Here is a 14,332-nt window from a genome sequence, read left to right as displayed (position 1 = left end):
TCGCCCGCGACGAGGCCGCCCGGGTCGCGCGCCTGCCGGCGGTGGCGTTCGAGGCGGCCCGCCAGGCGTTCGCGGCGGACCTGCCGACACTGGTCCAGGTCCCGCGGCGCGGGTACGTCCCCGGCCTGGCCTGCGGGAACTGCCGGACGCCCGCGCACTGCCGCCGCTGCGCGGGGCCGCTGGCCCTGCCGGGCGGCTCGCTCGACGGGCAGCCGAAACCGCCGGCGTGCCGCTGGTGCGGCGTCCCGGAGACGGCGTTCCGCTGCACGGCGTGCGGCTCGGTCCGGCTGCGCGCGGTGATCGTCGGCGCGAAGAGGACGGCGGAGGAGCTGGGCCGCGCGTTCCCGGGCGTCCCGGTCCGCACCTCGGGCGCGGCGGAGGTCCTGGAGTCGGTACCGGGCAAACCGGCCCTGGTGGTGTGCACGCCGGGAGCGGAGCCGGTGGCCGAGGGTGGTTACGGCGCGGCCCTGCTGCTGGACGGCTGGGCGCTGCTGGGCCGTCAGGACCTGCGAGCGGGCGAAGAGACCCTGCGCCGCTGGATGGCGGCGGCCGCACTGGTCCGCCCGTCGGCTTCGGGCGGCCGGGTCATCGTGGGGGCCGAGGCGGGCCTGGCGGTGGTCCAGGCCCTGGTCCGCTGGGACCCGGCCTGGCACGCGGGCCAGGAGCTGGCGGAGCGGCGTGAGCTGGGCTTCCCCCCGGCGATGCGGATGGCGAGCGTCGAGGGCAGCCCGGACGCGGTGGCCGGGTTCCTCGCGGACCTGCCGTTGCCGTCGTCGGGGGAGGTCCTGGGGCCGGTCCCGCTGGGCGAGGTGGACGAAGAGGGCAACGCCGAGCGCGAGCGGGCGTTGGTGCGGGTCTCCCGAGCGGAGGGGAAGCCGCTGGCCTCGGCCATCCAGGCAGCGGCGGCCCGGCGGGACATGAAGAAGGCCACGGAACCGATCCGCGTCCAGCTCGACCCGCTGGACCTGATCTGATTCCCGGATCCCCGCCGCGCGGTATTTTGGGTTCATGACGAAAGTCCGGCCGACCCCTTTCCCGGAGCGGAACGGCACCGAGCCGTTCAACGCCTCCGGGGTGGTGCGGGTGGGTTCCCGGCGGTTCGTCTTCGTCGACAACAAAGACCCCACCGCTTTGTTCGAAATGACGTTCGATCCCGACGTCGCGGTGGTCCAGCGGATTCACCGGCGCCCGCTGGCCGGGGTGGGCAAGGGAATGCTGCGTGATCCCGAAGGCCTCACCCGGGTCGACGTGAACGGGGAAATCTTTCTCGTCGTCACTTCTTCGCTTTCCGTCGCGGACGGAAACCGGATCTGCGACGGCCTCGTGCGCGTCCGGTACGCCCCCGACGGCGAACTGCCCGCCGAACCGATGGCCGGGTTCCGGGACTGGCTGCTCGGCCGCGTCCCCGCGCTCGCCGAGGCCGGGCGGCGGGAACCGGATGCGGGCGGCCTCAACGTGGAAGGCCTGGCCTGGGACGGAAACGCGGTGCTGTTCGGCCTGCGGGGGCCGGCGCGCCCCGGTCACGTCACGCTGGTCCGGGTGCCCGCCGACGTCGGCGGGGCGCGGTGGACGACCGCGTCGCTCGGGCAGCCGGAACCGATCGACCTGCGGCTGCCCGAGCCGAAGGTGACACGCGGGGTCCGCGACATTTCCGGGGCCGCGGGAACCGGTGATTTCCTGCTCCTGCTCGGGCGTTCGACCAGCCACGGCGACACGCCGTTCCGGCTCGCCACCTGGAACCGCGCCGACGAGCACGCCGCGCTGCTCGACGTCACCTTCCACCGGACCGCGAAGCCCGAAGGCGTCACGACGTTCACGATCGGCGGCAGGCAGCGGATCCTGATCGTCGACGACGCCGGGGGTTACGCGGTTCTCTGAGTCAGGAAAAGTACAGTTTCGACGGGGTGGGGTCCTGGTGGACCCGCGGTTTCCCGGCTGCCGTGGGATCCGTGCCGAACGCCGCGCCCAGCCCGGTCCGGACGCTCGTCACCGTGAAATAGCCGCTGGAGGTGAAGGGGTCGCCGACCGGGTCGACGGGCGTCACCGCGAACTCCTCGGCGTGGGCTGCGTTGTCCGCCGCGCGCGTGCAGAGCAGCTGGTGGCCCTGGCTCGACGTCGTCGTGGTCGCGTGGAGGAACCGGCCGGACGCCTTGCTCGTCACCGACTGCCCGCCGCCGAGCGGGGCGAAGCACCACAGGTCCGTGTCGTCGACGTTCGCCGGCCGCCACCGGTGGACGACCTCGCCGCCGCCGGGCTCCGCCGCCGTCGCCGGGATGGCTTCGCTGCCGCTGGCGTGCAGGCATTCGTTGGTGACGTCGTCGCGGACGTACGCGCCGGCGGCGTCGGGCAGGCCGCCGCAGAGGTAGCCGGCGGAGGTGGCCAGCCGCAGCTGCTTGCGCACGGCGGTCAGCTGCGTGGGCACGTCCGGCACGCCGAGCCCGGCCAGCAGCGTCGCCATCCCGTCGAGCAGCGGCTGCACCACCTCTCGGTGGGTCCGGAAGCCGAAGACGGTGTCGCGGTACTGGCGGACCTGGCCGAGCACCTGCGCCCGCCGCCCCGCGTCGTCGCGCACGAGCTTGCCGAGCAGCCCGGCGGTGTCGAGCCGGAAGTGCCGGGCGGGCTGGAGGGTCTGGTCGAGGCCCCACGGGATCAGCTTGAAGTCGATGTCGTCGACGCCCGGCTGGGCGACGGCGGCCACGTCGTTGTAGACGTAGGTGTTGTTGGTGTTGCGGGAATAGCCGTCCCAGTGCTTCAGGAAGAACTCCATCGCGTAGATCTTGATGAACTGGTCGAGATCGAAGACTTCGGCGGCCCCGGCGAGCCCGTGCGCGGCGATGTGGTCGATGGCGAACCGCAGATCGGCCTTGTCGTCGAATGCGGACAGCGATTCGACCCCGATGAACGGCAGCCGCGCGGCGACGAAGTCGTCCTTGTGCTCGAGTTCGTAGAGGTTGCCGTTCAGGTTGCCGAAGTTGCGCTCGATGTAGCGCGGCATGATCGGCTCGACGTTCACGAACACCCCGGGGCTGTTGACCCCGGCCAGCCCCTGCCCGACCGGCACGCCGTTCACGCGCACCTGGGCGTAATTGCCGCGCGAATGGGGGAGACCGGCGAGCTCGAACAGTTTGTAGCCGAGCAGCTGCCGGAGGTAGGACAGATCCTGGACGGAGTTGTTGAGCGTCAGGTACCGCGAACCGATCAGCTTCCGGACCGGATCCTTGTTCGCGTCGGAGAACTTCCCGAAGTCGATGTGCAGGCAGGGTTTGCTGTCGCTGAGCGAGCCGCAGAAGGACTTCTTCTTGATCCCGACGTCGGCGAACGCCGTCCGCGCGGGGAACTTCGTCCCGGACACCTCGACCGAGGTCGCCTTCCGCCAGGTGTAACGGCTGCCGCCGGTCCAGTCGAAGTTGCACACCCCACCGGCGGGCTGTTCGGTGCGCACGGCATCCCAGTCCCCGGGCGGCATCGTGATATCGATCGACACCACATTGTCGATCGCGTAGAGGGAATCGAGTGCACGCTGCTCCTGGCTGCCCATCCGGCCAGTGTACGACCGGATTAGCGGCCCAGAAATGCGAAATCAATTCCGTGACCGATCCGATTCGGGTCGGCATTTCACCCATTGCCTGCGCGGGCGGTGAGGAAGCGCCGGAGTGACCTCGGCTAGCCGCCGGCGCCCCAGTCATGCCGGTCCTCCGCCGATTCCCGGCCGGCGTCCTCCGGATACGGGAAGGCCGCGCCGTTTCCCGGCGTGGACTCGGGCGTGATCGGTTCCTGTCCGAAGAAGGCACCCTGCCCGGCGGGCGGGTCGGGCGGAGCTTCCGGAGATCCGGTGGCGTCGATCGTCCGGTACCGCTCGCGTACGTCCCGGGCCAGGTCGGAGTGCCCGTGCCGCTCGGCGAGGTCTGCCAGCTGGTGGCCGAAGAGACCGTTCCGGGAGTCGTCCGGATCGGGCAGCAGGTCGACACTGCCGGCCCGCCGGCCGGTCGTCGGATCGGCTTCGTCCGCGCCGTCGACGACGAGCGTCGGCTCCGGCGGGGTGAAAAACGACGGCGACGGGTCCGTCGGCCGCGGAACGACGCTCTCCGGCACGAGGTGCCGGAACAACTCGTCCACTTCCGCGTTGTTCGCGGCCGCGGAGAGCCGCGCCAGCGTTCCGATGAGGTCCACTGTCTCGCGTACTCCCTCTTCGTTCCGCGCGAGCCACCACACGACCGTGCTGCCGACATCGGTCAGGACTTCGTCACCCAGGTAGGCGCGCACCATGCGCTGGTTCGCGATGCGCTGCTCCTGGAGTTGTTGTTGCTTGCGCAGGGTGGCCAGGGCGTCGAGGTGGTCGCGGTGGTGCCGGCCGAGCTCGGTCTTCACATCGGTCGCCCAAGCCTGCAACAGCCGGTCGGGCGTGGCGGCCGGACGCCCGAGGGACGCGGCCAGCACGTGGACGACTGCGTCGTCGTCCGGGTGGTGGGATCGGCTGATCTCCCGGGCGCGTTCCACGATGGCCGCGGTGGCGATCGCGGCCGGGTCGGCGTGACCTTGGTCGAGCCGCAGGTCCGCCGGATCCCAATGGACGGTGCACCCGAAGGTGAACGGGATGCCGTCCATGGAGCTGGGCAGTGACATCGGGGCCACGGCTCGGCTCGGTGGAGGTCCGGGAGCCGGCGGAGGGGGCGGCGGCACTTGCTGCGCGGCCATCTGCTGCCGGTATGCGGCATCCGCACGGAGCTGCGCTTGTTCGTTGTGGAAATGGCGGCTGCGCAATCCCAGCAACGTCAGGACGAGCACGGTCGCCGCCACGACGGCCGTGACCCAGACGGGCCAGCCCGCGGCGAGGCCGAGGCACAGCGGCACGAGCAAGGCGATGACGCTGCCCGCGATCGTTTCGGTGGTGTTCTTGCTCATGGCTGCTCCTCGGAACGGATGGGCGCCATCGCGGCGTCGATGAGGTGTTGGAGTTTCAACGCGCTTTCCCGCCGGGCTTGCCGTGCTTCAGCGTCGGCAGTGCGGTCCACCTGGTCACGGGCGAGCGCATAGAGCGTGCCGAGCAAGTGCACTTGCCCTTCACACGCGTCCACGAGCAGGGCGGGGTGCCGGTCGAGCCAGCGCTGCACGAACTCCCCGAGCTCCGTGCTGACGCCTTCCGACAGGAACCGCTGCCAGAGGGATCCGAGGGTGGCTCTCGTGCTGCGTTCGGCCGCCATCGACTCGGGGATGTCCAGTTTCAGCAGGAGTGCCTGGTCGGTAGGCCGCGGGCCGACGGTGTCCAGGCGGTGGAACAGCCATCGCTCGAAACCCCGGGCGCGGACCAGGGCGAGTAGCCGGCTGTGCGCCAGAGCACGTACGGATGCGTCGTTGTGCCCGGTGAAGTTGTGCAGGCGCACCATGGCCTGCGTCGGCCGGTCCGGAGCGATCGTCTCGGCACACGCTTCGATCAGCACTTCGGCGAAACCGGCTTCGGTGTTCGGATTGCGCGCTCGGTGGTTCACGAACCTCCGGAAATCGGCGGAGTACGTGGCGTCCTGCAGACCGGCGTCCAGTACCTGGAGCGCCAGGACCTTCTGGTCCCGGTGCGCGGACCAGCGGCGCGCCAGATCCTGCAGGGGACCGATCGGGCCCGTCGTCAGGACCTGTTCGGCGTAGTGGTCCGCGAGCGTCGAGGCGGATGACGCGTCGAAGCCGGGAAGAGCGGTCACCGCCGCCACCCAATCGGACATCTTGGCGCGTAGGTCGGGAAAGTACGTCCAGAAGTGCGCTCGTACCGCTTTGTCCAAGGCCAGGTCCTGGAATTCGACCGCCTTGCGGCCGTCCGTGTGGAGCCTGACCTTGGTCATCCGCTCGGCGAGGTAGCTGCCGTCCAGGACGTGTTTCTCCTCCCTGGGAAGATTCACGATCCGGCCGAACGCGACTTCGGCCGCGACCATCTCGTCCAGTGCGGCGCCGGGGAGGAAGGCCGAGACCACCAACAGCGCCCGCAGCCCGGGGTCCTGGTGTGCGCGGAACAGGGCGGCGGCTTGTTCGCCGCGCTCGGAATGAGCCGCCAACGCCTCCTTCGCCCACTCGACGACCGAACCGCGACCGGCTTTCCGTGCCGCCAGCGCCGTCAGCGACGCCAGTTCGGCGATCTCGCGCATCGGCGCCGCGTCCAGGAGCGGGGTGAGGGCCGCCGGTGCCTGAAACGGTTCGGGAAGCCGGATGCCTTCGGCAGCCAGGTACTTCCGGAACACTGCGGGACCCGAAGGCCGGTCGATCGGCGTGACGGTGGCGGCGAGTGACCCGGGCAGCAGGGTGCGTTGCTCGCGCCGGATCACCACTACGAGCCGGGCGTTCCCGTGTTCGACGGCCGCACGGAACTCCTCGAGTTCGCGGTGGAGTTCGCGGACGTGGTGTTCGTCGGTGTGGGTGAGGTCGAGGAGGAGCCGTTCACCCGGTCTGATTTCGTCCGGGTCCAAGACGGGTTCGTCGTCTTCGCTGCGATCGGCGAGCTCACGGAGGCGGCCGGTGTCCAGGGTCGCCGTTTCGGTGAGGCACATCAGCGCTGCGCTGCGGCGCCCTGCGCCGTCGGGGCCGGTGACCACCAACGTGTGCGACTTGTCCAGCGCGTCCTCGGGCAGCTGAGCCGGCCGGACGAACCGCCGGGCGAGCCAGGTGGTGTGTTCGCTCGCCACGAAACGGGCTGTTCGCCGCCGCCGCATCTCGGTGACGAAGTAGCTGATGTTGTATTGATCGCCGGTGCCGCCGTGGACGAAGCCCGGACCGTCGAACACATAGCTGTTCGGCACGGTGATCACGGCCTGGTGTCGCCGGGGCCGTTGTACTGGTTGCCGGTGCCGCCGTGGACGAAGCCGGAACCGTGGAAGGTGTAGGAGTTCGACGGCTGGGCCGCGTCACGGGCGCGGTGGCTGTCGTCTTCGGTCCCGACGACCGCGGGATCGGTGATGCGCGGCAGGAAACCGTCGCTCAGCAGTTCTCCGCTGGGCGAAGGCACCCGGAGATAGCCGGTGCCGACCAGTTTCTTGACCTCGACAGGCGCCGGAACGTAGTGCTCGGGTGCGTCTGCCGCATATCCCGACAGCACGGCATCCTGGTACGCGCGGGCGGACACGATGGCCGCCACCCGGGTCATGGGGCCGGCGCGGTTCAGCAGTTCACGCACCGGTGCGGCGTCGAGCAGCCGGTGTGTCTCGACGCGGGCGGTCCCGCTCCCTTCGCTGAGCAGTTCTCCGCCCGAATCGGTCACCGGGCCGACGTGAACGCTGACGCGCATCCGCAGCGGGACCGGGTCGGCGTTCACCTCGCTGCGGTAGACGAGTTCCTCCTGCAGGGCCGGGAGGAACGGGTTCAGCAGGAACGGCAGCACGGCCGAGGGCAGTCCGAGGGCGTAGCCGTCGCCGGTGCCGATGCCGAACCGCTGTTCCCGCCACGTCTCGGCGAGCCCGCACCGCTGGAACGCGGAACGCAGGATCGTCGGTACCGCCTCGGTGATCCGGGCGTGGTCTTTCCCGAGAGTGCCACTGAAATCCCGGATGTCCACGGCGAGCAACGCACGGTAGGGCGGCAGTTCGGTGGCTGTTCGCGTCACTGGCTTCTCCTCGTCGTCGGGCTGCGGAGACGAGGATGGCGAGTTTCACGACCGTGCACTGTCCGGCGTCGGACAGTCCGGAAGTGGTGCGCATCACACCCCGGCGGAAGTCTTCAGGGTGCGGAGATCGGAAATCACGAGTCGTGGTCCGGCGCGGAGTGCGCCGATCTCGCGCAGTCGTTGCAGGTGCAGCGCGACGGTGCTGCGGGCCATGCCGAGGGCGTCGGCCACCTCCTGCTGGGAGAACGGCACCCGGTTCGGGTGTGCCGAGGACCGGTCGGCGAGCGCCACGACTTCCAGGAGCAGCCGCGCGATCTTGCGTTCCGGGCTGAAGTGCACGAGTTCGACCTGGTAAGGCACCGTTTGGGAGAGTTTCGTGACCAGGTAGTCCGTGAGGACGGAGTGTCCGTCGTACTCATTCAGAAATGCGTTGAACCGGTCGGCGGAAAGTGCGCGAACCGTGCAGTGATCGATGGTTTCGACGGTCGCGGTCCGCTTCGAGAGGCGCCGCGCCGCTACCTCCCCGATCAGATCTCCGGCGCCGCGCAAGGTGATCAGGAGCTGGCCGCCGTCGGGCTCGGTACCCAGGATCTTGACGCGTCCGGACACCAGCGCGAGCACCGCCGAGCCGGGCTCGCCTTGCCGGAACAAACAGCTCCCCGGCGGATGCTCCTTCTTCGCGCCGTACTGCAGCAGGCAATTCCACCGATCTTCACCCAAGAGTGCGCGAAACCCACGTGTCACACTTGGTGATATACCGTTCACGACTCGTGCGCACAACGACCAATCGTTCGCTGTTCAGCCTGGGAGGACCGTGCCCGGCAACGATTCCACCGCCGCACGCGGTGATTCCGTGACCGTCGGCGGCGCAGCGGGGCCGGAACCGCTCGCGGCCGCCGTCGTCAACGTGCGCACCTGGGCCGCGATCGCCTGGCGGCGGGCCTCGAAGTCCGCGTCCGTCAGTGCTTCCGGGGCCGACGGCTGGCCCAGCACCGGCGTGTGCAGGTGGCCGCCCGCCACCGACGTCAGTCCCAGGCCGAGGCGGACGCGGTTGCTGCGGAACATCGATTCGTTGGACAGGTAGTTGCCGCCCCCGCCGGAGGCGGCGATCTCGCCCGCGGCCGGGGCGTCCGAGCGGCACACCGGGGTTCCGGTGCCGGGCTGCACCGGGTCCGGCCACACGCAGAAGGCCTGGTTGAAGTTCACCGGGTAGGCGCCGGCCGGTGCGGCCAGCATCCGGTCGTACGGCAGCGTCGTCTCGATGAACTGGACGTCCGGCTGCGGCCAGCCCGCGGCCGGCGGCACCCCACCGGTGACCGGCACGTTGTTGTTGTCGGGGAAGCCGCCGCGCCAGGCGCCGGCCCAGCGTTCGATGTCGAACCGGCCCGGGCGCCCCTGGCTGATGGTCATGATCACGTCCGGCCGTCGCGCGCGATCGCGCAACGCCGTGCCGTAGGCCGCTTCGACGATGCCCGTGTCGAAGTAGCCCCACACGACCGGGAAGGTCACCGCCTGCACCACGGCCGGACCCGACGGCGTGTCGAGGACCTGCCCGTCCAGCTGCAGCGCCGACGCCCCGGCCGGGTTCGAGATCCGCACGCCGGCGCCGTCGAGCTGGAACGGGTCGAAGCCGCTCACCATGACCCGTCGCGTCTTCCCGCGCGGGAACCGCGCGTCGTCGAGGCCGCGCGACCCGCGGTCGAACGCCGTGAGCAGCGCCGCCCGCTGCGAAGCCGGCAGCGGGAAGGGCGCCCGCCACTGCCGGACCGCGCTGCTGAGCTGCAGCCGCGCCCAGTACAGCGGCCGGTCGTCGAAGCGGTCGAGCGTGCCGAGGCCGGGCGCGCGGCCCTGGGCGCGGTCGACCGCCGTCCGCCACAGCCGGTCACCGGCCTGCGTGACGACCCGTTCGGCCCGGCGCGGCGTGCGCGCGGCGCAGAGGTCGTGCTCGACCTCGGCGACGAAGGGGTCGAGCCCGGCCAGCCGGACCAGCTCGGGCCCGACGGCGGGGCCACCGGCCGGCATCGTCGCGGTCAGCCGCTGCTCCTCCACGGTCAGCGGGACGGCCGCGTCGAAGCAGTTCGGCGCCGGCGTGGCCGCGGCGACGCCGGGGACCACGAACATCGGCAGGGCGGAGAGCAAGGGGAGCAGGGCGGACAGGCGCACGGGTTTCCCTCCACGTCGCTGAGCGATCTCCGCCACCCAGTCTTCCGGCCGGAAAGCGATCCGAGAACCGTGCATAAGTCGGATGACGGCTTGAAGCTGCCTTGGCCAAGGGGCAGACTCGCCCGCATGCCCGCGCATCGGAGTCGCACCACGCTCGTCCTGGCCGTCGCCGCCGTGCTCACCGCCGGCGTCGCGGCGCCCGCCGTTGCCGCCACACCCACGCCGAAGTCGCCGGTCGCCGTCGGCTTCGGGGGCGCCGTGGCCAGCATCGACGCCGACGCCACCGCGATCGGCACGCAGGTCCTGCGCGACGGCGGGAACGCCGTCGACGCGGCCGTCGCGGTCGCCGCCGCGCTCGGCGTCACCGACCCGTTCTCCGCCGGGGTCGGCGGCGGCGGGTTCTTCGTCTACTACGACGCCAAGACCCACCGCGTGCACACCCTCGACGGCCGCGAGACCGCCCCGAAGACCGCCGACGAGAACCTGTTCGTCGAAAACGGCAAGCCCCTCGCCTTCGCCGACGCCGTCACCAGCGGCCTGAGCGTCGGCGTGCCCGGCACGCCCGCGACCTGGGCCGAGGCGCTGCGCAAGTGGGGGACGCGCTCGCTGGCGAAGACGCTGAAGCCCGCGGAGAAGCTCGCCCGCGACGGCTTCGTCGTCGACCAGACGTTCCAGACGCAGATCGCGAACAACGCGGCGCGGTTCTCGGCGTTCCCGTCGACGCGGTCGCTGTACCTGCCGGGCGGCGCGCCCCCGGCGCCCGGGACGGTCTTCAGGAACCCCGACCTGGCCGCCACGTACGCGCAGCTCGAGCGGTCCGGCGTCAACGCGCTGTACCGCGGCCCCATCGGCGCGGACATCGCCAAGACGGTGCAGAAACCGCCGGTCGACCCGGCGTCGACGCTGAACGTCCGGCCCGGGAAGCTGACGACCGGCGACCTCGCCGCGTACGACGTGATCGAGCGCGACCCGACCCATGCGCGTTATGAGGGCCTCGACGTCTACGGCATGCCGGCGCCGTCGTCGGGCGGGCTGACCGTCGGCGAGGCGCTCAACATCCTCGAGAACTTCGACCTCGAGCACGCGAGCCAGGCCGACTACCTGCAGTACTTCCTGGAGTCGACCCGGTTCGCCTTCGCCGACCGCAACCGCTGGATCGGCGACCCGGCGTTCGTCGACGTCCCGGCGCGCGAGCTGCTGAGCCAGCGGTTCGCCGACTCCCGCGCGTGCCTGATCTCGAAGGACAAGGCGGCGACCAGCCCGGTCGCCCCGGCCGACCCCCGCCACCCGGCGGCGTGCGCTGCGGGCACTGCGGCGGCGCCCACGCCGTACGAGGGCGAGAACACGACGCACCTGACGGTCGCGGACAAGTGGGGCAACGTCGTCGCCTACACGCTGACGATCGAGCAGGAGGGTGGCAGCGGCATCGTCGTGCCGGGCCGCGGGTTCCTGCTGAACAACGAGCTGACGGACTTCTCGTTCACGCCGGTGACGCCGGGCGTCCCGGACCCGAACCTCCCGGGCCCGGGCAAGCGGCCCCGCTCGTCGATGGCCCCGACGATCGTGCTCGACCACGGACGCCCGTTCTTCGCGACGGGCTCGCCGGGCGGAGCGTCGATCATCACGACGGTGCTCCAGGTGATCCTCGGCCGCCTCGATCGGGGTTTGTCCCTCGAAGAGGCGATCGCGGCCCCGCGGGCATCGCAGCGCAACTCGGCGGCGGCCCAGGTGGAGCAGGCCTTCCTCGACCAGCCGGAGACGGCGGAGCTGAAGGCCCGCGGCCAGGGCTTCTCGACGGCGCCGGCGGAGATCGGCGCGGCCACCGGAGTGGAGCGGCTGCGGGACGGCCGCTGGCTGGCGGCGGCGGAACCGGTCCGGCGCGGCCAGGGCGCGGCGCAGGTGGTGTGGCCGGCGAACTGGTAGAGCGCGGGTTCGGCTCGGCGCCCACCTCCCGGGGGCGCCCCCCGGGTCCAGCGTATCGAGCGGGGCGGACGAAAAGGCGGGGGAAGCCCGCGGCGGCGGCCTGGTTGTCCACATCGCGACCCCGGTGTGGACAACCCCGGCCTGAGCTGCGGATCGGCACATCGGGGCACTGGCGCGCCCGGCCGGGAGGAGCCTTCTAGACTCGGCCTCGATGTTCCAGCCACCTGAAACCCTGCTTCCGCCGGGGGTGGGCCGATGAAGCTCGTCTTCGCCGGCACTCCCGACCCGGCGGTCCCCTCCCTGCGTGCCCTGCTCGATTCCGGGCGGCACGAGGTCGTCGCCGTCGTCACGCGGCCCGATGCGCAGGCCGGGCGCGGCCGGCGGGTCGTCCGGTCGCCCGTCGGCGCGCTCGCCGATGAACATGGCATCGAGGTCCTTACCCCCGCGCGCGCCGGTGATCCGGCCTTCCTCGCGCGGCTGGCCGAGCTCGCGCCGGATGCCTGCCCCGTCGTCGCCTACGGGGCGCTGCTGCCGCAGGCCGCCCTCGACATTCCGCGGCTGGGCTGGGTGAACCTGCACTTCTCGCTGCTGCCCGCGTGGCGGGGTGCCGCGCCCGTGCAGGCCGCGATCCGCGCCGGGGACGAGATCACCGGCGCCTCGACCTTCCGGATCGTCAAGGAACTCGACGCCGGCCCCGTCTACGGCGTCGTCACCGAGTCGATCGGCGCCACCGACACCGCCGGCGCGCTGCTCGGGCGGCTCGCGGAGTCCGGGGCCAAGCTGCTGCTGTCCACCATGGACGGTCTGGCCGACGGCAGCCTCGTCGCGCGCGAGCAGCCCGCCGAGGGCGTCAGCTATGCGCCGAAGGTGACCGTCGAGGACGCGCGGGTGTCCTTCGCCGACCCGGCGTCGGCCGTCGACCGGCAGATCCGGTCGGTCAGCCCGGACCCGGGCGCGTGGGCGGAGTTCCGCGGGGAACGCTTCAAGCTCGGCCCGGTCACGGTGCTCGACGAACCCGGCCCGCCGCCGGGCGAGATCGTGGTCGAACGCAAACGGGTGCTGGTCGGGACGGCGACGAAGCCGTTGCGGCTCGGCGAAGTCCAGGCACCCGGCAAGAAACGGATGGCGGCCACCGACTGGGCGCGCGGAACAAGGATCGACCAGGGAGAGCGCCTCCGGTGAACGACCACAGGGAACGACGCCCGTCACGGCCGCAGCGGGGCCGTCCGGCACCGCGCAAGGAAGGGCCGCGCCGCCCGCCGGAGATCGATCCGGCCCGGCAGGCCGCGTTCGACGTCCTCGCGGCGGTCCGGACCAAGGACGCCTACGCCAACCTCGTCCTGCCGGACCTGCTGCGGGAGCGGCGGATCACCGGCCGCGACGCGGCGCTGGCCACCGAACTCGCGTACGGTGCGTCGCGGGCGCAAGGCCTGCTCGACGCCGTCATCGAGTCCTGCGCCGAGCGCCCGCTCAAGCAGACCGACCCGGCGGTGCTCGACGCGCTGCGCCTCGGCGCCTACCAGCTGCTGCGCACGCGCATCCCCGAGCACGCCGCCGTGACGTCCACTGTGGACCTCGTGCGCGCCGAAGCCGGTTCGTGGGCCACGGGTTTCGCCAACGCGATCATGCGCAAGGTGTCCGAAAAGGACGAAGCGGCGTGGCTCGACGAGCTGGCGCCGGACGAGTCGGCCGACCCGATCGGGGCCTACGCGCTGCGCACCGCGCACCCGCGCTGGATCGCACGCTCGTTCGCCGAAGCGCTCGGGGACAAGGGCGCCGGCCTCAAAGCCGCACTGGAAGCCGACGACGCGCGCCCCGAGGTGCACCTCGTCGCCCGTCCCGGCGAGATCAGCGCGGACGAGCTCGCCGCGATCACCGGCGGCGACCCGGCGCCGTACTCGCCGTACGGCGTGCGCCTGCCCGCCGGCGCCGGCGACCCGGCCGACGCCGAGCCGATCCGCGAGCGGCTGGCCGCGGTCCAGGACGAGGGCAGCCAGCTCTGCGCGATCGCCGCGACGAAGGTGCCGCTCGAAGGCACCGACGAGCGCTGGCTCGACCTGTGCGCGGGCCCCGGCGGCAAGGCGGCGCTGCTCGGCGCGCTGGCGGCGTTGAGCGGGGCGACCGTCGACGCCGTCGAGAAGGCGCCGCACCGCGCGAAGCTCGTCGAGAAGGCCACGACCGGGTTGCCGGTGAAGGTGCTTGTCGCCGACGGGCGGGAGAGCGGCCTGGAGCCGGGTTACGACCGGATCCTCGTCGACGCGCCGTGCAGCGGCCTCGGCGCGCTGCGGCGGCGGCCGGAGGCGCGCTGGCGACGTCAGCCATCCGACGTCGCGGACCTGACGAAGCTGCAGGGCGAGCTGATCACCGCGGCGTACGACCTGCTGCGGCCCGGCGGCGCGCTGACGTACGTCGTCTGCTCGCCGCACCTGGCGGAGACCGAAGGCGTCTTCGCGGAGACGGCGCGGCGGCTGAAGGCCGAGGTGCTGGACGCGCGCGAGTTGTTCCCCGGCGTGCCGGAGCTCGGCGACGGGCCGTACGTCCAGCTGTGGCCGCACCGCCACGGCACGGACGCGATGTTCTGCGCCGTGCTGCGCAAACCGTGAGGAACCTGGGGCTGGTCGCCAGCTCGTGCGGCGGGCTGGACGTCCGGTTCGCTGCCGAGCTGGC

At 71.8% G+C, this 14,332-nt stretch carries 10 protein-coding genes and 1 pseudogene; 5 read left to right on the top strand and 6 right to left on the bottom strand.

Going from position 1 to position 14,332, the window contains the following annotated elements:
• Both CCN39_RS16145 and CCN39_RS16140 read left to right on the top strand, forming a co-directional pair.
• Positions 1-974 (top strand): annotated as a pseudogene (locus CCN39_RS16145) (primosome assembly protein PriA); the annotation flags it as partial.
• A gap of 34 nt (positions 975-1,008) precedes the next feature.
• Entirely contained in the window at positions 1,009-1,878 is an 870-nt protein-coding gene (locus CCN39_RS16140; protein WP_086842845.1) for a DUF3616 domain-containing protein, read from the top strand.
• Between the two features lies 1 nt (position 1,879).
• Here the strand turns inward: CCN39_RS16140 and CCN39_RS16135 are convergent, their stop codons facing one another.
• The 6 genes from CCN39_RS16135 to CCN39_RS16110 form a co-directional block, all read right to left on the bottom strand.
• On the bottom strand, positions 1,880-3,538 hold the full coding sequence (locus CCN39_RS16135; RefSeq protein WP_086842843.1) for a CotH kinase family protein: 1,659 nt from the start codon (positions 3,536-3,538) through the stop codon (positions 1,880-1,882).
• 125 nt (positions 3,539-3,663) lie between these two features.
• Positions 3,664-4,902: a hypothetical protein gene (locus CCN39_RS16130; protein WP_086842841.1), complete on the bottom strand. Its 1,239-nt coding sequence runs from the start codon at positions 4,900-4,902 to the stop codon at positions 3,664-3,666.
• Entirely contained in the window at positions 4,899-6,788 is a 1,890-nt protein-coding gene (locus CCN39_RS16125) for a hypothetical protein (RefSeq protein WP_086842839.1), read from the bottom strand. Before CCN39_RS16125 ends, CCN39_RS16130 begins: the two co-directional genes overlap by 4 nt.
• Entirely contained in the window at positions 6,785-7,579 is a 795-nt protein-coding gene (locus CCN39_RS16120; RefSeq protein ID WP_086842837.1) for a hypothetical protein, read from the bottom strand. Before CCN39_RS16120 ends, CCN39_RS16125 begins: the two co-directional genes overlap by 4 nt.
• Before the next feature lie 93 nt (positions 7,580-7,672).
• Positions 7,673-8,299, bottom strand: coding sequence for a Crp/Fnr family transcriptional regulator (locus tag CCN39_RS16115; RefSeq protein WP_158104511.1), 627 nt, complete (start codon positions 8,297-8,299; stop codon positions 7,673-7,675).
• 78 nt (positions 8,300-8,377) lie between these two features.
• Positions 8,378-9,742: a pyroglutamyl-peptidase I gene (locus CCN39_RS16110; RefSeq protein WP_086842833.1), complete on the bottom strand. Its 1,365-nt coding sequence runs from the start codon at positions 9,740-9,742 to the stop codon at positions 8,378-8,380.
• A 126-nt stretch (positions 9,743-9,868) separates the two neighbouring features.
• Between CCN39_RS16110 and ggt the strand changes: the two genes are divergently transcribed.
• The 3 genes from ggt (at position 9,869) to CCN39_RS16095 (ending at position 14,268) form a co-directional block, all read left to right on the top strand.
• A complete protein-coding gene (gene ggt / locus CCN39_RS16105; RefSeq protein WP_086842830.1) occupies positions 9,869-11,665 on the top strand; it encodes a gamma-glutamyltransferase in 1,797 nt (598 codons plus the stop codon).
• A 255-nt stretch (positions 11,666-11,920) separates the two neighbouring features.
• Positions 11,921-12,847: a methionyl-tRNA formyltransferase gene (gene fmt, locus CCN39_RS16100; RefSeq protein WP_086842828.1), complete on the top strand. Its 927-nt coding sequence runs from the start codon at positions 11,921-11,923 to the stop codon at positions 12,845-12,847.
• A complete protein-coding gene (locus tag CCN39_RS16095) occupies positions 12,844-14,268 on the top strand; it encodes an RsmB/NOP family class I SAM-dependent RNA methyltransferase (RefSeq protein WP_086842826.1) in 1,425 nt (474 codons plus the stop codon). The genes fmt and CCN39_RS16095 overlap by 4 nt, the downstream gene beginning before the upstream one ends.
• Positions 14,269-14,332 lie beyond the last annotated feature (64 nt).

This window comes from Amycolatopsis kentuckyensis, assembly GCF_002155975.1.
In the GTDB taxonomy this organism is placed as follows: domain Bacteria; phylum Actinomycetota; class Actinomycetes; order Mycobacteriales; family Pseudonocardiaceae; genus Amycolatopsis; species Amycolatopsis kentuckyensis.
This window is presented reverse-complemented; position numbering and strand designations above follow the sequence as displayed.

Bases quoted from the DNA above. Each gene is read 5' to 3' on its own strand.
- ggt (WP_086842830.1), top strand. From the start codon at position 9,869: ATGCCCGCGCATCGGAGTCGCACCACGCTCGTCCTGGCCGTCGCCGCC.
- fmt (WP_086842828.1), top strand. From the start codon at position 11,921: ATGAAGCTCGTCTTCGCCGGCACTCCCGACCCGGCGGTCCCCTCCCTG.
- CCN39_RS16135 (WP_086842843.1), bottom strand. From the start codon at position 3,538: ATGGGCAGCCAGGAGCAGCGTGCACTCGATTCCCTCTACGCGATCGAC.
- CCN39_RS16130 (WP_086842841.1), bottom strand. From the start codon at position 4,902: ATGAGCAAGAACACCACCGAAACGATCGCGGGCAGCGTCATCGCCTTG.
- CCN39_RS16140 (WP_086842845.1), top strand. From the start codon at position 1,009: ATGACGAAAGTCCGGCCGACCCCTTTCCCGGAGCGGAACGGCACCGAG.